21 protein-coding genes are annotated in these 19,008 nt (G+C 70.5%); 9 read left to right on the top strand and 12 right to left on the bottom strand.

Annotated features, from left to right (window positions below; translation table 11 throughout):
• Window positions 1–21: 21 nt before the first annotated feature.
• The 3 genes from EZ313_RS05230 (at window position 22) to EZ313_RS05220 (ending at window position 1,704) form a co-directional block, all read left to right on the top strand.
• A complete protein-coding gene (locus EZ313_RS05230) occupies window positions 22–852 on the top strand; it encodes a hypothetical protein (RefSeq protein WP_240788533.1) in 831 nt (276 codons plus the stop codon).
• On the top strand, window positions 839–1,180 hold the full coding sequence (locus tag EZ313_RS05225) for a hypothetical protein (RefSeq protein ID WP_135262138.1): 342 nt from the start codon (window positions 839–841) through the stop codon (window positions 1,178–1,180). Before EZ313_RS05230 ends, EZ313_RS05225 begins: the two co-directional genes overlap by 14 nt.
• Before the next feature lie 101 nt (window positions 1,181–1,281).
• Window positions 1,282–1,704, top strand: coding sequence for a universal stress protein (locus tag EZ313_RS05220; protein WP_135262137.1), 423 nt, complete (start codon window positions 1,282–1,284; stop codon window positions 1,702–1,704).
• Window positions 1,705–1,719: 15 nt separating this feature from the next.
• On the opposite strand, the gene EZ313_RS05215 is transcribed toward EZ313_RS05220, so the two are convergent.
• Both EZ313_RS05215 and EZ313_RS05210 read right to left on the bottom strand, forming a co-directional pair.
• The gene (locus EZ313_RS05215) at window positions 1,720–3,345 is read right to left on the bottom strand and encodes a Na+/H+ antiporter (protein ID WP_135262136.1); all 1,626 of its coding nucleotides are present in this window, start codon (window positions 3,343–3,345) and stop codon (window positions 1,720–1,722) included.
• Between the two features lie 53 nt (window positions 3,346–3,398).
• A complete protein-coding gene (locus EZ313_RS05210; protein WP_135262135.1) occupies window positions 3,399–3,650 on the bottom strand; it encodes a DUF3297 family protein in 252 nt (83 codons plus the stop codon).
• Between the two features lie 42 nt (window positions 3,651–3,692).
• On the opposite strand from EZ313_RS05210, the gene EZ313_RS05205 reads away from it, so the two are divergent.
• Entirely contained in the window at window positions 3,693–4,502 is an 810-nt protein-coding gene (locus tag EZ313_RS05205; protein ID WP_135262134.1) for a crotonase/enoyl-CoA hydratase family protein, read from the top strand.
• A 19-nt stretch (window positions 4,503–4,521) separates the two neighbouring features.
• Window positions 4,522–5,298, top strand: a complete 777-nt coding sequence (locus EZ313_RS05200; protein ID WP_135262133.1) for an SDR family NAD(P)-dependent oxidoreductase — start codon at window positions 4,522–4,524, stop codon at window positions 5,296–5,298.
• 6 nt (window positions 5,299–5,304) lie between these two features.
• Here the strand turns inward: EZ313_RS05200 and EZ313_RS05195 are convergent, their stop codons facing one another.
• From EZ313_RS05195 to rfbF, 8 genes are all read right to left on the bottom strand, one after another.
• A complete protein-coding gene (locus tag EZ313_RS05195; RefSeq protein ID WP_135262132.1) occupies window positions 5,305–5,655 on the bottom strand; it encodes a hypothetical protein in 351 nt (116 codons plus the stop codon).
• Window positions 5,656–5,666: 11 nt separating this feature from the next.
• Entirely contained in the window at window positions 5,667–6,347 is a 681-nt protein-coding gene (locus EZ313_RS05190; RefSeq protein ID WP_135262131.1) for a phosphoribosyltransferase, read from the bottom strand.
• Window positions 6,344–7,018 carry a dienelactone hydrolase family protein gene (locus tag EZ313_RS05185; protein ID WP_135263573.1) on the bottom strand — a complete coding sequence of 225 codons (675 nt, stop codon included), beginning with the start codon at window positions 7,016–7,018 and terminating at the stop codon, window positions 6,344–6,346. The genes EZ313_RS05190 and EZ313_RS05185 overlap by 4 nt, the downstream gene beginning before the upstream one ends.
• A gap of 169 nt (window positions 7,019–7,187) precedes the next feature.
• A complete protein-coding gene (locus EZ313_RS05180) occupies window positions 7,188–8,258 on the bottom strand; it encodes a hypothetical protein (RefSeq protein ID WP_135262130.1) in 1,071 nt (356 codons plus the stop codon).
• Window positions 8,259–8,265: 7 nt separating this feature from the next.
• The gene (locus EZ313_RS05175; RefSeq protein WP_135262129.1) at window positions 8,266–9,303 is read right to left on the bottom strand and encodes an NAD-dependent epimerase/dehydratase family protein; all 1,038 of its coding nucleotides are present in this window, start codon (window positions 9,301–9,303) and stop codon (window positions 8,266–8,268) included.
• On the bottom strand, window positions 9,300–10,652 hold the full coding sequence (locus EZ313_RS05170) for an NAD(P)H-dependent oxidoreductase (RefSeq protein ID WP_135262128.1): 1,353 nt from the start codon (window positions 10,650–10,652) through the stop codon (window positions 9,300–9,302). The genes EZ313_RS05175 and EZ313_RS05170 overlap by 4 nt, the downstream gene beginning before the upstream one ends.
• On the bottom strand, window positions 10,649–11,188 hold the full coding sequence (gene rfbC, locus EZ313_RS05165) for a dTDP-4-dehydrorhamnose 3,5-epimerase (protein ID WP_135262127.1): 540 nt from the start codon (window positions 11,186–11,188) through the stop codon (window positions 10,649–10,651). The genes EZ313_RS05170 and rfbC overlap by 4 nt, the downstream gene beginning before the upstream one ends.
• Before the next feature lie 10 nt (window positions 11,189–11,198).
• Window positions 11,199–11,972, bottom strand: coding sequence for a glucose-1-phosphate cytidylyltransferase (gene rfbF, locus EZ313_RS05160; protein ID WP_135262126.1), 774 nt, complete (start codon window positions 11,970–11,972; stop codon window positions 11,199–11,201).
• A 174-nt stretch (window positions 11,973–12,146) separates the two neighbouring features.
• Here rfbF and EZ313_RS05155 point away from each other — a divergent pair, with 174 nt between their 5' ends.
• The 3 genes from EZ313_RS05155 to EZ313_RS05145 all read left to right on the top strand — a co-directional run bounded on the left by EZ313_RS05155 (window position 12,147) and on the right by EZ313_RS05145 (window position 15,791).
• Window positions 12,147–13,034: a DMT family transporter gene (locus EZ313_RS05155; protein ID WP_135262125.1), complete on the top strand. Its 888-nt coding sequence runs from the start codon at window positions 12,147–12,149 to the stop codon at window positions 13,032–13,034.
• 67 nt (window positions 13,035–13,101) lie between these two features.
• On the top strand, window positions 13,102–13,749 hold the full coding sequence (locus tag EZ313_RS05150; protein ID WP_135262124.1) for a PAS domain-containing protein: 648 nt from the start codon (window positions 13,102–13,104) through the stop codon (window positions 13,747–13,749).
• Window positions 13,746–15,791: a PAS domain-containing hybrid sensor histidine kinase/response regulator gene (locus EZ313_RS05145; protein ID WP_135262123.1), complete on the top strand. Its 2,046-nt coding sequence runs from the start codon at window positions 13,746–13,748 to the stop codon at window positions 15,789–15,791. The genes EZ313_RS05150 and EZ313_RS05145 overlap by 4 nt, the downstream gene beginning before the upstream one ends.
• On the opposite strand, the gene eda is transcribed toward EZ313_RS05145, so the two are convergent.
• Window positions 15,788–16,432, bottom strand: coding sequence for a bifunctional 4-hydroxy-2-oxoglutarate aldolase/2-dehydro-3-deoxy-phosphogluconate aldolase (gene eda, locus EZ313_RS05140; RefSeq protein WP_135262122.1), 645 nt, complete (start codon window positions 16,430–16,432; stop codon window positions 15,788–15,790). The two genes, EZ313_RS05145 and eda, sit on opposite strands and share 4 nt — an antisense overlap.
• A complete protein-coding gene (gene edd / locus EZ313_RS05135; protein WP_135262121.1) occupies window positions 16,423–18,264 on the bottom strand; it encodes a phosphogluconate dehydratase in 1,842 nt (613 codons plus the stop codon). Before edd ends, eda begins: the two co-directional genes overlap by 10 nt.
• A 181-nt stretch (window positions 18,265–18,445) precedes the next feature.
• Here edd and EZ313_RS05130 point away from each other — a divergent pair, with 181 nt between their 5' ends.
• Entirely contained in the window at window positions 18,446–18,997 is a 552-nt protein-coding gene (locus tag EZ313_RS05130; protein ID WP_135263572.1) for a gamma-glutamylcyclotransferase, read from the top strand.
• Window positions 18,998–19,008: the final 11 nt, after the last annotated feature.

Below are 19,008 nucleotides of genomic sequence, written 5' to 3'. Positions count from 1 at the left end.
GTGCGGGGCTACGTTGCCGCCATGGTCCGGTTGCTTCACCGATTTCTTCTGCCGGCCTGGCTTGCCGCGGCCCCGGCCCTGGCCCAGGCGCCCGCGCAGCCGCCGCCCGCCACGCTGCCGGGCGTGACGATCAGCTCCAAGGGCAACCCCGACCCGGTCGAGAAGTCGTACCGGCGGATGGTGCGCGGCATCGACCTGTTCGAGCGCAACCGCGCGAAGTCGCCGCAAGGCCAGCTGCGCTTCAAGCTGCTGCCCCGCAAGCCGGGCGTGAGCCTCGACAAGCTGGAGCTGCTCGTACTGGGCAAGACGATCGAAACGCCGATCCCCGTCGCGCCCGACCGCACCTTCGTGCTCGCGCGCGACCAGAAGGCGTGGGACGAGAACGCGATGGTGACGCCCGACCGCAAGGCGCTGACCATGACCTGGCGCGCCGAGGTGCGCACGCCCGGCCTGCCGCCGGACACGCGCCGGCTGGGCGACCTGCGCCTGGAGTGCCAGGTGGGCATGGAGGCGGGCCTGTACTCCAACAGCCCCTCGTTCATCACGCGCATCTTCAGCGAGATCTCCAGCTCGCCGGCGTACTGCGACAACCCGGAGAACCGTTATCTGTTCTTCGCCGAGCGGCCGGTCTTCGGCGTCACGCTGGTGTCCGGCGCGCGCCGCGAGATGGTCCCGGCGAGCCGCCTTTACGCCGCGGCGATCGACACGCCGACGCTCGCGCAAGAGCTGCAGTTCTGCGACTGCGAGGTGCTGCTGGACCGCACCTACTTCCTGCCGCTGGGCGACCGCAGCTGGCCTGACGACACGCTGGTCGTGTTCGACTACATGGAGGACGGCGATGCGCGCCGCTAGCGTGCTGCTCTGCTGCGGCCTGCTGGCCGGCTGCGCCGGGCCGCTTCCTCTGGCCACTGGAGAACAGCAGCCGCGCTTCCGCGATCCCGCCCTCTCGGTGGAACAGGCGGCGCAGTGGCTCGCGCCGGGCCGCACGACGCGTCAGGAAGTGCTGGATCGGCTCGGGCCGGGCGAGGCGGTGCGCTTCGGCACCGGGTTCGAAGTGCACGTCTGGCGCGCCCGCGCCCGCGACGACCGTACCGTGCCGGAGCTGGTGGTGCTGTTCGACCCGGCCGGCGTCGTACACAAGGTTCGCGCCCGGCCGGCGTACGGGCCGGGATCGCGCTGATCGTTGACCTGGCGCAAGCGAGCGGCGCGCTCGGGCCGCGCACGCGGTGCTACGCTCGCCCACACCTTCCTGAACCACAACACCAAGCAAGGAGCTCGACGATGCGCATCCTCTTCGCCGCCGACGGCAGCAAGTACACCAAGAAGGCGCTGGCCTTCCTCGCGACCCACGAGTCCCTCCCCGGGCCCGATGGCGAGGTGGTGGTGCTGAACGTGCAGCCGCAGATGCCGCCGCGGGTGCGCTCCATGGTCGGCGCCGAAGCGGTCGCCGGCTACTACGAGGAGGAGTCCGCCAAGGTGCTGGAGCCGATCCGCAAGTTCCTGGAGCGCAAGGGCATGAACGCCCGTTGCGAGTGGAAGAGCGGCGAAGTCTCCGCCCAGATCGTCGCCACCGCCACCCGCGTCAAGGCCCACATGATCGTGATGGGCACGCACGGCTACGGCGCGATCGGCCGCGCGGTCATGGGCAGCGTGGCCGCGCGCGTGCTGGCCGACGCCGACATCCCGGTGCTGCTGGTGAGGTGAAGGCCGCGCCGCCGATCAGTCGGCGGCCGCACTTGCGACGAACTCGCCCTCGCCCGCCTGCGCGGCCGGCCGCAGCGCCGGCAGCCGCGCCTGCTCGTAGTCCAGCATCTCCATGAGGTGGTGCATCACCTCGTCGCCGATCTGGTTGTCGCGCCACAGGCGGATCAGCTCGCCGCGCTCCGCGGCGATGGCGGCGTGGCGCAGGCGGCTGACCAGCTCCATGCGCGGCGTGAGGTCCTGGCGCTCGGACGCGGCCAGCTCGATGCGCTCAGTAATCTCGGCTTTCAAGCCTTGCGCCCACTGCGACGGCACGCCTTCGGCCGCGAGCTCGCGGTCGATCGCGGCCAGGGCCGCGGTGCTCATGGCCGCGCGCACGCGCCGCTGCTCGTCGTGCAGGCTCCACTTGGAGCCCACCTTCAACAACCGGATCAGCGGCGTCAGCGTCAGGCCCTGCCCGACCAGCGTGGCCACGATCACCACGAAGGTGAGGAACACGATCAGGTCGCGGTGCGGGAACGGCGAGAAGTCGGGCAGCACGAGCGGCAAGGCGAGCGCCGCGGCCAGCGACACGATGCCGCGCATGCCGCACCAGCCGATGATCACCAGCTCCTTGTCGTTCGGCCGCGGCTGCTGCTCGCGCAGGCCTCCGGTCAATCTTTCCGGCAGGTAGCCGACCGCGAACACCCAGGCGAAGCGCACGCCGATGGCGACCGCGGTGACCACCGCGCTGATCGCCGCGAGCTGCGCCGGCGGATACCGCCCCAGGTTGGCGGCTAGCACGTCCGACATCTGCAGCCCGATCAGGATGAACACCAGGCTGTTGAGCAGGAACACCAGCAGGTTCCACACCGAGCGGGCCATGATGCGCATCTCGGCCGAGACGATCTCGGGCGCATAGCGGCCGCGGACCAGGCCCGCGACCACGACGGCGAGCACGCCCGACAGGTTCATCGCCTCCGCAACCAGGTAAGCCGCGTAGGGGATTGTCAGGACCGTGAGCACCTCGATGAACGGATCGCCCAGGCGCTTGTGCACGGCGATGTAGATGAAGGCCAGCACCACGCCGACAGCGATGCCGCCCACCGACACCAGCGCGAACTGCACCGTCGCGTCGACGAGCGAGAAGGCGCCCGTGAGCACCGCGGCGACGGCGAACTTGTAGAGCACCAGTCCCGACGCGTCGTTGACCAGGCTCTCGCCTTCCAGGATGGTGACGATGCGCCGGGGCATGTTCAGGCGCGAGAGGATGGCGGTGGCCGCCACCGCATCCGGCGGCGACACGATCGCGCCCAGCACGAAGGCCGCGGCCCAGGGCACGCTGGGCACCATCAGCTTGAGGGCCGCGCCCACCGCGAGCGTCGTCACGGCGACGAGGCCGATGGCCAGCAGGCCGATCGGCCGCAGGTTGGCCTTGAAGTCGGTCCAGGAAGTGAGCAGCGCCGCCTGGTACAGGATGGGCGGCAGCACCGCGACCAGGATCAGCTGCGGATCGAACGAATGCTGCGGGAGGTTCGGCACCAGCCCCAGCAGCGCCCCGCCGGCGACGAGCGCGATGGGGTACGGGAACTTGAAGTGGCGCGCCACCCAGCCGAGGGCGACCGCGCTCAGGAGCAGCACCAGCAGGAGTTCGAACAGCGCCATGGAGCCTCCGCCAAGGATGGGCTGAGGCCATTATGGCTGGGCTGGTGCTTTCGTCACTCCTTGTAGAACGCCTCGACCTTCCCCTTGAGCTTGATCATCAACGGCTGCCCGCGGCGGTCGACCGTCTTGCCCGCGGGCACCCGGATCCAGCCCTCGCTGATGCAGTACTCCTCGACGTCTTCGCGTTCCTTGCCGTTGAAGCGGATGCCGACGTCGTGCTCGAACACGGCCGCGACGTGGTGCGGGCTGCGGGGGTCGATGGAAAGGCGGTCGGGCAGGTCGGGACGGGGCTTGGCTTGTTCCATGGGGCGCTATTCTGCGGTGCCCCGCCACCCTCTTGCCGCACCATGGACGCACCCACCCCGCCCGCCGAAGGCTGCATCGTCACCGAACGCCGCGGCGAACTGTTGCTGATCGGCATCAACCGGCCCGCCAAGCGCAACGGCTTCACCCCGCCGATGTTCCGGCAGCTGGCCGACGCGTACACCTTGCTCGACGACGACCCGCAGCTGCGCGTGGGCGTGCTGCATGCGTTCGGCGCGCACTTCACCGCGGGCCTGGACCTGCCCTCCATCGCCGAGTTGATGCGCAAGGGCGAGAAGGCCTTCCCCTACGGCGTCGTCGAACCCACCGACCTGGGCACGCCCGGCTACCGGCGCCGCACCAAGCCGCTGGTGGCCGCGGTCAAGGGGATCACCTTCACACTCGGCATCGAGCTGATGCTGGCCGCCGACATCGTCGTCGCGGCCGACGATTGCCGCTTCTCGCAGCTGGAAGTGCAGCGCGGGATCATGGCCACGGGCGGCGCGACGCTGCGCATGTCGCAGCGCGCGGGCCTGGGCAACGCGATGCTGCACCTGCTCACCGCCGACGAATTCGACAGCGCCGAGGCGCTGCGCCTGAACTTCGTCCAGAAGGTGGTGCCCGCGGGGCAGGAGCTGGACGAAGCGCTGCGCATCGCGGAGGCGATCGCCCGCCAGGCGCCGCTCGCCGTGGTCGCGACGCGGCTCAACGCCATCAAGGCCGTCGAGCAAGGGCCGCACGCGGCGGTGCAGGAGTTCATCGCCACGCAGCAGCGCCTGTCCAGCAGCGAGGACGCGGCCGAAGGCGTGCGTTCCTTCATCGAGAAGCGGCCGGCCCGCTTCCAGGGACGTTGACCGCGCAACAGGAGACGACATGAACGACAGGCAGGTCGCCCTCATCACCGGCTCGGCCACCGGCGTCGGCGCGGCCACCGCGCTGCAACTCGCGCAACGCGGCTGGAACGTGGTGGTGAACTACTCGCGCAGCGAACAGGAAGCGCAGGCGACGGCGGCGGAATGCCGCGCCGCGGGCGCCGACGTGCTGCTCCTGCAGGCCGACGTGGCGCACGACGCGGATTGCCGCCGGCTGGTCGCGCAGACCCACGGGCGCTGGGGCCGCATCGATGCGCTGGTGAACAACGCGGGCATCTCGGTGTTCGGCGAAGACGCGAAGTGGGACGCGCTCGACGCCGAGGTGTTCCACCGCATCATCGGCGTCAACACCATCGGCAGCTTCCAGATGGTGCGCGCCGCGGTGCCGCACCTGAAGGCCGCGGGCGGCTCGATCGTGAACGTCTCCTCGGTCGCCGGCGCGCTGGGCATCGGCTCGTCGATCCCGTACATCGCATCCAAGGGCGCGGTCAATTCCATGACGCTGCACCTGGCGCGCACGCTCGCGCCGGAGATCCGCGTCAATGCCGTCTGCCCCGGCTACATCACCTCGCGCTGGTTCGCCCGCGGCATCGGGCAGGAAGGCGCCGACAAGGCGCTGAAGGCCTACGAGGGCGCCGTGCCGCTCGGCCGGGCGAGCACGCCCGAGGACGTGGCCGAGGCCATCGTCTGGCTGGTGGCCGGCGCACGGACCGTCACAGGCGAACTGCTGATGCTGGACGGCGGCACGCACCTGGGCGGCGCACCGAAGCGTCGCTGAGCCGGGTCAACGCTGCTGCCTGCGCTCCTTGCGCTCGTTGCGCTTGCGGCGCCAATCGAGCCACTTGTGTTCGAGCCACAAGGTCGCATCCGCCACCGGCTTGCGCAGCGGCGGCACGTCCTGCGCGATCAGCAGCAGGCCCAGCGGCACGAATTCGATGCCCAGCACCGGCACCACGGGGCCGAACAGGTTGACCACGATGATCAACAGGCCCAGCGGCAGGCGCACCCACTTCCCCTTGGGATCGCGTAGCCAGCGGATCGCGCGCGCCACCTTGTCCGGTGCGTGCTGTTCGAGTTCGTCATAGGCCTGGTCGAGCCGGGCCTGGCCGGATTGCGCGGACGTCTGCTGCTCCATGGCGAGGGACCTCAGTGTTCCGGGGCGTGGGCCGCCAAAGATTCGTGCTGCTCGTGTTCCGCCAGCAGCCGGCGCACCTCGTCGTCGTCGGTCTGCGGGAAATCGCGATACCAGAGGCTCACCGCCCGGAAGGACTCGGGCTGCGCCGGGCACGCCACGCGATCGGCCAGTCCGGCCAGCGCCTGGCAGCTGTCGGGCGCGCCGACGGGCACTGCGACGCAGACATGGAGCGGCGCCTGCCGGCGCAAGGCCTGCACCGCCGCTTCCATCGTCGCGCCGGTCGCCAGGCCATCGTCCACCACGATCACGGTGCGGCCGCGAACCACGAGCGGCGGCCGCCCGCCGCGGTACAGCACTTCGCGCCGCTTCAGCTCCTCCTGCTCGCCGGCGGCGATCTGCTCGATGGCGTGCTGCGAAGGCTCCAGTCCCGGCAGCACCTTCATGACGCGCACGCCGCCGGAGGCGATGGCGCCCATCGCGAATTCGGGATGGCCGGGGTAGCCAAGCTTGCGCACGATGAACACGTCCAGCGGCGCGGACAGTGCGCGCGCCACCTCGTGCGCGACGGGCACACCGCCGCGCGGCAGGCCCAGCACCAGCAGGCCGGGCGAGCCGCGGTAGTCGGCCAGGTGACCGGCCAGGACGCGGCCGGCTTCGAGCCGGTCCGCATACGGCAGGCGCGGCCCGTTCATACGTGCTGCTCCGCCCACGCCAGGTGCCGGCTGAACCAGGCGGCGGCATGGTCGGCCGCGACGTCCAGCGTGCCCGGTTCCTCGAACAGGTGGGTGGCATGCGGCACCAGCGCGAGGCTGCGGTGACAACGCATCCGGTCCATCGACGCCTGGTTCAATGCGAGCACCTCGTGGTCCGCCTCGCCCACGATCAGCAGCGTCGGCGCGGTCACCGCCTCCAGCGCCGCCGGGCCGGCGAGGTCGGGCCGTCCGCCGCGCGACACGACCGCGCCGATGCGGTCGCCCAGGCGCGCCGCCGCGACGAGCGCAGCGGCGCTCCCGGTGCTGGCGCCGAAGTAGCCGATCACGGGGGGCGGCGCCTGCAGCTCGTGCAGCGCCCAATCGGTTGCTTCCTGCAGGCGGCGCGTGAGCAGCGCGATGTCGAACCGGTGCTGGCGCGTGTGCAGGTCGGTCTCCTGCTCGGTCGCCGTGAGCAGGTCGAACAGCAGCGTGCCCAGGCCGCTGTCGTGCAGGCGGGCGGCCACGCGGCGGTTGCGGGCGCTGTGGCGGCCGCTGCCGCTGCCGTGCGCGAACAGCACCAGCGCGTTGCTGCCCGCCGGACGCACGAGGTCGCCCAGCAGGTGGTCTTCACCCGTAGGAATGCGCACCTCTCGCTCGGGATGGGTGGGGATGGACACGACTGCCTCCTCTCGCCTCCTGGGCCGCGCCGCCGGGAGGAACCCGCCGCGCAGCCATGGCAAGGGCCAGTCTGGTCAACGGCCGCCGGGCGCGCCGTCGGCTGCGCCCCGCAGAACTCGTAGGAAGGTCTCGATCAGGTGGGCGCCGCGATCGGCGGCTCCGTCACGAGCCTGCGGCTCCCGCGCTGCCGGCCAGGCCCGCGCCCAACGGCACCGTCCAGCTCGGCGTGGGATGCAAGGGCGCACCGTTCGAGATCGGCGCCGTCGCGACCGCCTCCGGCACCGGTGCGCAGGCGGCGCCCGCGGCCGCTAGCTCGTCCAGCACTCGCAGGCGCACCGGCGCCTGCGGATCGTCCGGGAACTTGCGCGCAAAGAACGCCGGACATTCGCGCAGCTCGGGCAGGTCCTCTTCAGTCAGCTTGTTCGGATGCGCCTGGTCGAAGCGGCTGATGTAGTGGTTGAGCGGACCGCGCCGGGGCGCCAGCCGCATCAGCAGCGAAGGCATCAGGAACTCCTCGGCGATGCGCACCCGGCTGAACCACTGGTGGAGATGCGGCTGCCGGAAGCTCTCCAGCATGCCGCGCACCACATGCCGGCGCGCGCCGAACCAGACCGAGCCGTAGAACGGACGCAGCGCCGGCCCGAACGGATGCGGGCCCAGCGTCTGACGGGCCGCCGCGCCGAGCGCCCAGCGCGCCACGCGGGCCTTCCAGCCGAGGCCGCCGCCGCTGTGGATCCACACGCCCGATTCGTCGCGGCGCCCGCGGTCGTGCTCGAAGTACTCGCTCGTCAGCCGGCGCAGCACGCGGTGGCGGAAGCTGTCGGCCGGCGTGAACGCGCGATACCCCACGCTCATCAGGCACTCCTCGTCGGCCAGCAGGTCGATGGCGCCGAAGTGCGCATCCACCGGCTGCGCCACGTGCGCCTCGAACTGCGCCATCGGCTTGATCGGCAGGCAGGTCGGGCTGAGCAGCTGCAGGTAGTCGAAGTCGAAATGCCGCACCGCGTGGTCCATCGCGCGGAAGATGCCCTCGACGAAGCCGAAAGTGGCCCAGCCGGTGCGAGCCGGTTCCGGTACGAAGGCCACGTTGTCCGCCTGGATCGGGAAGTCCGGCTGCTGCGAGAAATCGTGGTGCAGCAGCACGGTGTGCGGGGCCAGCGAGCGCGCCAGCTGCTCCACCGTGCCTGGTGCCGCCACCGCGGACATCACGACGAAGAGGATCCGCGGTTTCATCCCTCGATCAGCAGGTCCAGAACAGCTGGGGATCGAGCTGCCCCGTGCTGGTCAGGTATTTCAGTTGTTTGAGCCGCGTGAACGGCCGCGACTGGAACAGTTCCGCATCCAGGCCGATGCGGTCGAACACCCGGCGCAGCTGGGCCGCACCCTTGCGCGCATCCCAGGTGCAGCGGAAGCCCGGCAGCTGGCCATGGATCTTGGCGAAGCTCACGCGGTAGCTGCGGTTGTCGCCGCCGGCCGGGCCGAAGGAGACCTCGCAGCCCGGGTACGCGCCGGCCACGATCTGGGCGATCTCGCGCACCTGGTAGTTGTCCTCGTCGTGGCCGACGTTGAACACCTCGTTGTGCACGGCGTCGCGCGGCGCCTCCAGCGCGCAGGCGATCGCCTCGCAGATGTCCAGCACGTGCACCAGCGGGCGCCACGGCGTGCCGTCGCTCGTCATGACGATCCTGCCGGTGGTGGCCGCGATGCCGCACAGGTTGTTCAGCACGATGTCGAACCGCATCCGCGGCGACGCACCGTACGCGGTGGCGTTGCGCAGGAAGGTGGGCGAGAAGTTGGCGGCCGCCAGTTGCGACACGTCGCGCTCGACCAGCGTCTTGCACACCGCGTACGCCGTCTGCGGATTGGTCGGCGAACGCTCGGTCATCGGCTCCGCGCCGTCGGCCACGCCGTACACGCTGCACGAGGAGGTGTAGACGAAGCGCTTGACGCCCGCATCGCGCGCCAGCTGCGCCAGCCGCACCGACGCGCGGTGGTTGATCTGGTGCGTGAGGTCGGGATCGTTCTCGCCCAGCGGGTCGTTCGACAGCTCGGCGAGGTGGACCACGGCGTCGACGCCCTGCAGGTCCTCGGCCTCGATGTGCCGGATGTCGCGGTTGACCGTGCGCGGGAAGCCCGGCACCAGCGAGCGGTCGCTGAACAGCCAGCCATCCCGGTAGTAACCGGTGTCCAGGCCGACCAGTTCATGGCCCCGCGCCTGCAGGAATGGGGCCAGCAGGCACCCGATGTAACCCTCGACGCCCGTGACGAGCAGCTTCATGCGATCTCCCTTTGCGATTGAGTTTGGTGTTGGGGTTCATTGCCCCGCGGCGCGGCGCCGCCGAAATGCTCCAGCTGCTCGCGCCAAAGCCGGTCGCACAGCCGCCCCGGCGGCAGTTCCACGTCGGCGAACGTGAGTACTGCGTCCTTTGCCACGTCGCGCCGCAGCCGGCAGCCTTCGGCCAGGCCGATGGGCAGCAGGTCCTCGGCACGTGCCGTGCTGGAGTTCTCGGCCAGCCCGTACGTCATGTAGCCACCCAGGCCGTCGATCGTCTCGCCGGCGCGCAGGTCCTTCTTGGCGGCGGCGACCACCTCCACGAGCGGTCCCGCCAGCGGGGAGAGCGCGGCATCGCCGAACAGCACCGCACGCGCGACCGTGTTCGGCACCTCGAAGTGGCACAGGTGGTAGGGCGTGTAGAAGCAGTACAGCGGGCCGGCGCCCAGCTTGTAGAGGTTGAGGTAGTGGCGCTGCTGCGGATGGTCGTGCGTGCCCAGCACGTAGACGCCCGGCCCGGGCATCGCGCCCACCACGTAGTCGACGATGCCGGGGCCTTCCAGCAGCGCTTGCAGCGGGTACAGCTCGCCGACCTGCTGGATGGGCGTGCCGGCCGGGACCGTGGGCCCGAACATGCCGCGCTTGCCGACGCCCATGCCGGTGCCGTTGGCGACGATGGCGTTCTCGAACGAGATCTTGGTGCCGTCCGCGAACGAGGTCACCATGGCCGGGTTCTGCCCCCACTGCTTCGCGAACCCTTCCTGCGTGGTCGGGTTGCGGTACGGGTCGTGCAGTCCCTTGATGTTTCCGCACAGCACGGGCTTGACGCCGATGCCGCGCACGAAGCGGTACAGGTTCATCATCACGCCGGGCTGGTCGCCGTCGGCGCTGGTGAGCACCACACCGGCGCGGTCGGCGTAGGTCTTGAGGATGGGGCCGACGGTGCCGTCGACCTCGGCGTTCATCAGCACCACGTGCTTGCGGTGCTCGATCGCCTCGAGCGCGACCCGGGCCGCCTGCTCGATGGTGCCGGTCACCTCCACGATGGCGTCGATGCCGCCGGCGCGGCACAGCAGCAGCGGGTCGTCGGTGACGGCCGGCACGCCGGCCTCGATGGCCTGCTCGAGCTGGGCCACCGTCTCGACCGTGCGCATCTCGGTCAGGCCCGCCTCGCGGTAGGCGCGGCGCGCGGTTTCCAGCGTGCGGTTGGCGATCGCGGCCACCTTCATGCCGGGCACCGACAGCGTGATCTGGAGCGCCACGCCGCGCGCCATGAAGCCGGCGCCCACCAGGCCGATGCGCACCGGGCGCCCTTCGGCGGCACGCCGCTGCAATGCGGTGTCGACCAGGATCATTGGGCCTCCTTCGCGTGCGCGGGCCAGTTGCGGTCCTTGTCGGACATGTCGAGCACGGGCACCGGCCATTGGATGCCGAACGCGGGATCGTCCCAGCGCGCGCCGCCCTCGGTGGCCGGCGTGTAGTACTCGGACACCTGGTAGGTCACGGCCGCGTCATCCGTAAGCGTCACGAAGCCGTGCGCGAACCCCTTGGGCACCAGCAGCATGCGGCCGTTGTCCTGCGACAGCTCGACGCCGATCCAGCGGCAGTAGGTCGGAGACTGCGGACGCAGGTCGACGATGGCGTCCCAGATGGCGCCGCGCACGCAACGCACGAGCTTGTCCTCGGCATGCGGCGCCTTCTGGTAGTGCATGCCGCGCAGCGTGCCCTTCTTGCGCGTGAGCGACGTGTTGGTCTGCACCATGTGGGTGGGCAGGCCGTGCGCCTCGAACTCGCGGGCGCAGTAGGTGCGGGTGAACCAGCCCCGCGCGTCCTCGCGCAGCTCGGGGTCGATGATGAAGGCCCCCGGCAGCTCGGTGGGTGTGAAGATCATCCGCCTGCTCCTACCAGACTTTCCACGGCGCCTTGCCGGAGGACCACAGCGCCTCCAGCGTCTGCTTGTCGCGCAGCGTGTCCATCGGCTGCCAGAAGCCCTGGTGGCGGAACGCCGCCAGCTGGCCCTCGGTCGCCAGCCGCTCCATCGGCTCGCGCTCCCAGACCGTCTGGTCGTCCGCGATGAGGTCGATCACCTTGCGGTCCAGCACGAAGAAGCCGCCGTTGATCCAGGCGCCGTCGCCGCCCGGCTTCTCGTGGAAGCTGGGCACGCGGTGGTCGCCGGTGTGCAGCGTGAAGGCGCCGAATCGGCCGGGCGGCTGGACGGCGGTCACGGTCGCCAGCGTGCCCTGGGCCTTGTGGAATTCGATCGAGGCGGTGATGTCCACGTTGCCGACGCCGTCGCCGTACGTGCAGCAGAACGGGCCCTCGTTGAGATAGCGCGCCGCCTGGCGCAGCCGTCCGCCGGTCATCGTCTCGAGGCCCGTGTCCACCAGCGTCACGCGCCAGGGCTCCGTCGCTGTGCGCAGGAGCGTCGTGGTGTTCTCGCGCATGTCGAACCGCACGTCCGCGGAGTCGAGCGCGTAGTCCCGGAAGAACTGCTTGATCACGTGGCCCTTGTAGCCGCAGCAGATCACGAAGTCGTTCAGCCCGTGGGCCAGGTAGATCTTCATGATGTGCCACAGGATCGGCCGGCCGCCGATCTCGACCATCGGCTTGGGCCGTACGGCGCTCTCCTCGCTGATGCGGGTGCCGTACCCGCCGGCCAGTATCACGACCTGCATGCGGTCCTCCCAGGTTTCGCTCGCATCAAATTCCTCCCTTGCGGCGCTGTCGGCGCAATACGCACCATTACGCTGTCTGAGCGGCTGAGGCGTTGTCGGACAATTGCCATCGGTCATGTCGGCACCCTGACTCGTCCGGGCTATGGACAGAAGCACCACAATCGAGTCCCGTTCATGCAGTCGCGCCACTTCGCCCAGCTCATCTTCCTTTCCGCCGTCTGGGGCGCATCCTTCCCCCTCATCCGCATCGCGAGTCCGGCCCTCGGCCCGCTGCCGATGGCCTGCCTGCGCTGCGCCCTCGCTGCCGCCGTGCTCGCGCTGCTGATGCGCGTGATGCGGATGACGTGGCCCGCACGCGCGCACTGGCGCGCGATGACCGTGCTGGGGCTGCTCACCGTCGTTTCGCCTTTTCTTCTGTTCAATTGGGTGGCCCTCGTGATCCCGGCGGGCTACTCCGCGGTGCTGAATGCCACCGCACCGCTGTTCGGCGTGCTCGCCGGCGCGGTGTTCGGGGAGGAGCGCCTCACCGTGCGCAAGCTCGCCGGCTGCGCTGCAGGGTTGCTGGGCGTGGCGCTGCTGGTGCGGCTCGGGCCGGTGGAAGTGGATGCGCGGGTGGTGATGGCCGTGCTGGCGTGCGTGGCCGCGTCGGCCAGCTATGGCTTCGGCGCGATCCTGATGAAGCGCGCGACATTGGCGCACCAGCCGCTGCCCGCTTCGGCGGCAGTGCATGTCGCGGCCGCGCTGGTGCTGCTGCTGCCGGCCGCGGCTGCCGCGCCGCAGGTCGAGCTGGTGCCGCGGGCGCTGGTCGCGCTGGCGGTGCTGGGGATGTTCACCTCCGGCTTCATGTACTGGATTAGCATGCGGCTGATGCGCGAGATTCCGGCCAGCGCGGCCACATCGTCTGCGTTCATGATCCCGATGTTCGGCGTCACCTGGGGCGGCCTGTTCCTGGGTGAACCGTTCACTGCGGGCATGGCACCCGGCGTGCTGCTGGTGCTGGTGGCGTGCGCGCTGGTGACCGGGTTCAACCCGTTGGCCTTGTTGCGGCGGCCGCCGAGATAAGCCCGCTGCGCGCTGAAGAGGCGTGCAGCGCCTGCGCAACCCCATCGCATTCCCGGAATCCTGCCCCATGACCAAGCCGCCTTTCGAACTCGAGCGCATGGACGCCGCCGTGCGCACTTCCGGGGTAGGCGTCTGGCTCAACCCGCTGCCGCTGGGCGACCTGGTCTGGAACGACAACACCAAGGCTCACTTCCACCTGCCGCCGGATGCGCGGCCGACGCTGGAGCTGTTCTACGAGCGGCTGCATGAGGAGGACCGCGAGCGCGTGCGGGTCTCGATCGATCGCGCGGTCCAGCAGCGGCATCAGTTCGACGAGGTCTACCGCACGATCGGCCCCGACGGCAGCCACAAGTGGATCCACGCCGTCGGCCGGGTGAGCACGGACGAGAGCGGCGAACCGACCCGTTTCGACGGCATCACGCTGGACATCACGGCCCAGGTCACGGCCCAGCAGCGGCTGCGCGAGTTCGCCGATGCCGCGCCCGCCATGCTGTGGGTCACCGAGCCGGACGGCGTCTGCAGCTTCCTGTCGCTGGCCTGGACGCAGTTCACCGGACAGCCCGAGACGGCGGGGCTCGGATTCGGCTGGCTGGAGATGGTGCACCCGGACGACCGTCCGATGACCGGGGCGGCGTTCCGCTCGGCCAATGCCGCGCAGACCGATTTCAGGTGCGAACACCGCATCCGCCACCGCGACGGTCGTGGCGCTGGGTGATCGACTCCGGGCACCCCCGGTTCGGCCCCCGGCGCGAGTTCCTCGGCATGGCCGGGTCGGTGACGGACATCCACGACCGGCGCATGGCCGAAGACGAGCTGCGCCGCGCTGGCGAGCGCTACCGGCGGCTGCTCGAATCGATCGACCAGGGCTTCTGCGTGGCCGAGATCCTGCTGGACGAACAGGGGCGCCCGGCCGACTACCGATTCATCGAAACCAACGCCGTCTTCGAGCGCCAGACCGGCCTGCGCGATCCGTTGGGGCGCACCGCACGCGAGCTGCTGCCGAACCTGGAGCCGTTCTGGATTGAAACCTACGGGCAGGTGGCGCTGACCGCGCAGCCGCAGCGCTTCAGCATGGGGTCGCAGGCGATGGGCCGCTGGTTCGACGTGTTCGCCTCGCCCATCGGCGAACCGCACGAGCGCCACGTCGCCATCCTTTTCCAGGACGTCAGCGACCGCGTGCAGCGCGAGCGGCGGCTGCACGAGAGCGAGGAGCGCTACCGCGCCTTCGTGGCCAACAGCACCGAGGGCATCTGGCGCATGGAATTCCAGCCGCCGGTCGACACATCGCTTCCCGTCGAAGACCAAGTGCGCGCCGTGATGCGCACCGGCCGCTTCGCGGAATGCAACGAGGTCTTCGCCCGGATGTACGGCCTCTCCTCGCCCGCCGACGTGGTCGGCCACGGGCTGGAGTTGTTCATGGACGAGGCCGATCCGAATGTGCAGGCCTACCTGCGTGCCCTGGTCGAGGGCGGCTACCGCGCCGACGACGTCGAGTCGGCCGAGCACGACAGCGAGGGCCGGCCGCTCTGGTTCGCCAACAGCCTGTCGGGGGTGGTGGAGGACGGGCGCCTGGTGCGCGCCTGGGGCACGCAACGTGACATCACCGACCGCAAGCAGGCCGAGGCCGCGCTCATGGAAGCGGATCGCCGCAAGGATGAATTCCTAGCCACGCTCGCGCACGAGCTGCGCAACCCGCTCGCGCCGATCCGCAGCTCCGCCGAGCTGCTGCGGCTCACGGCACCGCTCGACCCGATGCAGCAGCGGCACACGGACATCATCGGCCGCCAGGTCTCGCACCTTGCGCGGATGATCGACGACTTGATGGACGTCAGCCGCATCAGCCGCGGCAAGCTCGAGCTGCGGCGCGCGCCGGTGACGCTGCAGGACGTGGTGCATGCCGCCGTCGAGAACGCGCAGGCCGCGCTGCAGATGGGCCGGCATCCGCTGGAGCTGCAACTGCCCGACGAGCCCGTGCACCTGGTGGGCGACGACGTGCGGCTGGTGCAGGTGGTGCTCAACCTGCTGACCAACGCGGCGCGGTATTCGGCGGAGCGGCGGCCGATCCGGTTGTCCGTTGAGCGCGAAGGCGGGCAGGCGGTGATCCGCGTCCGCGACCACGGCGTGGGCATTACGGCGGACCAGCTGCAGCGCGTGTTCGAGATGTTCTACCAAGGCGGCGCCGAGTCCGAACGCGCCGGCGGCGGACTGGGCATCGGCCTGTCGCTCGTGCAGCGGCTGGCCGAGCTGCACGGCGGTTCGGTCGAGGCGCACAGCGCCGGGCTCGGGCAAGGCAGCGAGTTCGTGGTGCGGCTCCCGCTGGAAACCCAGCCGGCGCAGCCGCCAGCGAGCAACGCGAAGCGGGCACTGGAGCAGCCGCCGCGCCGCCGGGTGCTGGTCGTCGACGACAACCGCGACGCGGCCGACACGCTGGCCGAGGTGCTGGGATTGCTGGGCTACGACGTCGCCACGGCTTACGACGGCGTCGAAGGACTGGCCCAGGCCGAAGCGTTGCGGCCCGACGTGGCGGTGCTCGACCTCGGCATGCCTCGGCTGGACGGCTTTGGCACCTGCCGCGCCTTGCGTGCAAGCGAATGGGGCCGCGGCATGGCCCTGCTGGCGCTGTCCGGCTGGGGCCAGACGGCGGACGTGGCGCGCGCGACGCAGGCCGGCTTCGACGGGCACCTGGTCAAGCCGGTGGTGCCCGACGTGCTGGTCACCACGATAGAGGAAGTGATGGCGAAGCGGGCCGCGGCCTAGCGCAACGCGACCGCCTCGCGCGCCAGCTTCGTGATCCGGCCCCAGTCGCCCGCCTTCACCGCATCCGCGGGCGTCAGCCACGATCCGCCGACGCACACCACGTTGGGCAATCCGAGGAACTCGCGCGCGTTCGCCGCCGTGACACCGCCCGTCGGGCAGAAGCGCACGTCGGGGAAAGGACCGGCGAAAGCCTTGAGCATCGCCGTGCCGCCGGCGGGCACGGCCGGGAAGAACTTCAATTCGTTCCATCCGTCCTGCTGCGCGAGCAGGATCTCGCTGCCGGTCGACACGCCCGGCAGCAGCGGCAGCCCGGCCTGGCGGCAGGCCGCGCCGATCAGCGGGGTGTAGCCGGGACTCACCGCGAAGCGGGCGCCTGCCGCGGCGGCCGCGCGTGCATCCTCTTCCGATCGCACCGTGCCCGCGCCCGCCACGGCGCCGGGCACCTGCTCGGCGATCGCTTCGATGCAGCGCAGGGCGGCCGGCGTGCGCAGCGTCACCTCCAGCATGCGGATGCCGCCCTCGACCAGCGCGCGTGCCAGCGGCACGGCCTGCGCCACGTCGTCCAGCACGATCACCGGGATCACCGCCGCGTCGTCCATCACTTCCAGGGGCGTGAGCGCGCCGCCCTTCTTCACAGCCATGTGCAGGCCCCCTCTTCTGCTTCCGTTGCGTTGCGCCGCATCGCCCCGAACAGTTCGCGCCCCAGCTTGACGCCGTTCTCCTCGCGCTGCGATGCCTGCAATCGAGCGGGCTCGCGGCGCATCCATTCCTCGTGCGGCACCAGCGCCTGCAGCCTGCCTTCGACCGCGTCGAGCCGCACCCGGTCGCCGTCGCGCAGCAGCGCCAGCGGCCCGCCCGCGGCGGCTTCGGGCGACACGTGGATGGCCGCGGGCACCTTGCCCGAAGCGCCGCTCATGCGGCCATCGGTGACCAGCGCGACTCGCAGCCCCTTGCCCTGCAGCACCGCCAGCGGCGGCGTGAGCTTGTGCAGCTCGGGCATGCCGTTGGCCTGCGGCCCCTGCCAGCGCACGACGCAGACCAGCCCGTTGGCGTCGCTGGCGCGGCAGGCCTGCTCCAGCTCCCCGGACTGGAAGGCCTTCTGCAGCGCCTCCTGCGTGTCGAAGATCCGCGCGGGCGCCTCGATCACATGGCGGTCCTGCGGCACGGACGACACCTTGATCACGCTGCGGCCCAGGTTGCCGGTGAGCAGCTTGAGACCGCCCGTGGGGCTGAACGGCTCGCCGGCGGGGCGCACCACCGAGGTGTCGCGCGAGGGGCCGATGTCCTGCCAGGAGAGGCGGCCGCCCGCGCCACCCGGCCAACGGGTGTACTCGCGCAGGCCGCCCTCCCGCACGGTGAGCACGTCTTCATGCATCAGCCCGGCGTCGAGCAGCTCGCGGATCACGAAACCCGGTCCGCCCGCGGCCTGGAACGCGTTCACGTCGGCCTGGCCGTTGGGATAGACCCGCGCCAGCAGCGGCACCACCGAGGACAGCTCGGAGAAATCGTTCCAGTCGATGCGGATGCCGGCCGAGCGCGCCACGGCCACCCAATGGATCAGGTGATTGGTGGAGCCGCCGGTGGCCAGCAGCGCCGCCATCGCGTTGACGATGCAGCGCTCGTCGACCTGGTGGCCGATCGGCGTGAAGCGCCGGGCCTTGACGATGCCCACCACCGTGCGCACCGCCTCGCGCGTGAGCTCCTCGCGCAGCTCGTTGCCCGGGTTCACGAACGCGGCGCCGGGCACGTGCAGGCCCATCGCCTCCATCAGCATCTGGTTGCTGTTGGCCGTGCCGTAGAAGGTGCAGGTGCCGGGCGAGTGGTAGGCCTTCTGCTCGGCTTCGAGCAGCTCCTCGCGGCCGACCTGGCCCTGCGCCGCGAGCTCGCGCACCTTGGCCTTCTCGGAATTGGAGAGCCCGCTGGTCATCGGCCCGCCGGGCACGAACACGGTGGGCAGGTGGCCGAAATGCAGCGCGCCGATCAACAGGCCGGGCACGATCTTGTCGCAGATGCCCAGCATCAGCGCGGCGTCGAACACGTCATGGCTCAGCGAAACCGCCGTGGCCATCGCGATCACGTCGCGCGAGAACAGCGACAGGTCCATCGCCGGCGTACCCTGTGTCACGCCGTCGCACATGGCCGGCACCCCACCGGCGACCTGGGCCGTCACGCCCAGCCGCCGCGCCTCGTCCTTGAGGATGTCGGGGAAGCGTGCGTAGGGCGCATGCGCCGACAGCATGTCGTTGTAGGCCGTGACGATGCCGATGTTGGGCGCCCGCTCGACCACCACCTTGAGCTTCTCGTTGGACGGCAGCGCGGCGAAGGCATGGGCGACGTTGGCGCAGCCGAGCCGGTCGCTGCCGCGGTCGCGCGCCGCCATCTCGTCGACACGGCGCAGGTAGGCGGTGCGGGTTTCCGCACTGCGCTCGCGGATTCGTTCGGTGACCCGGGCCACCACGGAGTTGAGTTGCATGGGGAATCGGGAAGCAGGCAAAAAGGCAACGGGCATCCTACCTGCAAGGCGTCTGCCGACTCACCGCTGGTGACGGACAGGTTACGAGCCCGTACAGTTGCAGCCCATGAGCCGCATGGCCCCGCTTCCCGCGAATTCGCCGACATGGCACGGCCTGACGCCGGTGCGCGATCCGCTGCCGATGCTGCACAAGGTGCTGGCCGAATGGGGCGGGCACGAGGACTTCTGGATCTTCGGCTACGGTTCGCTCATCTGGAAACCCGACTTCGACTACGCCGAGCGCCGCCCCGCGCGCGTGCAGGGCTGGCACCGCGCGCTGAAGATGTGGAGCCGCGTCAACCGCGGCACGCCCGAATGTCCCGGGCTGGTGTTCGGCCTGCTCAGCGGCGGCAGTTGCCAAGGCGTGGTGTTCCGAATCCAGAAGGCGGTCGGCCAGGAAGTCTTGATGCAGCTGTGGGGGCGCGAGATGCCCACCGGCGTCTACGACCCGCGCTGGCTGACGTGCCACACGCCGCAAGGCGGAGTGAAGGCGCTGGCCTTCACCCTCTCACGCAAGAGCCCCAACCACACCGGCGTGCTCACCGAGGACCAGTACCGGCGCATCTTCACCGAGGCCTGCGGGCGGTACGGGACGACGCTGGAGTATTGCGAGAAGACGCTGGAGGAACTGCGGCGGCACAACATCCACGATCGCCACCTGGAGCGGCTGCTGAAGCTGGCGCGAGAGCAGTGACCAGACGTCGG

This window comes from Ramlibacter henchirensis (assembly GCF_004682015.1).
Lineage (GTDB): Bacteria > Pseudomonadota > Gammaproteobacteria > Burkholderiales > Burkholderiaceae_C > Ramlibacter > Ramlibacter henchirensis.
Note: the sequence above shows the minus strand (reverse complement) of the source record. Positions and strands in the feature narration are given on the sequence as shown.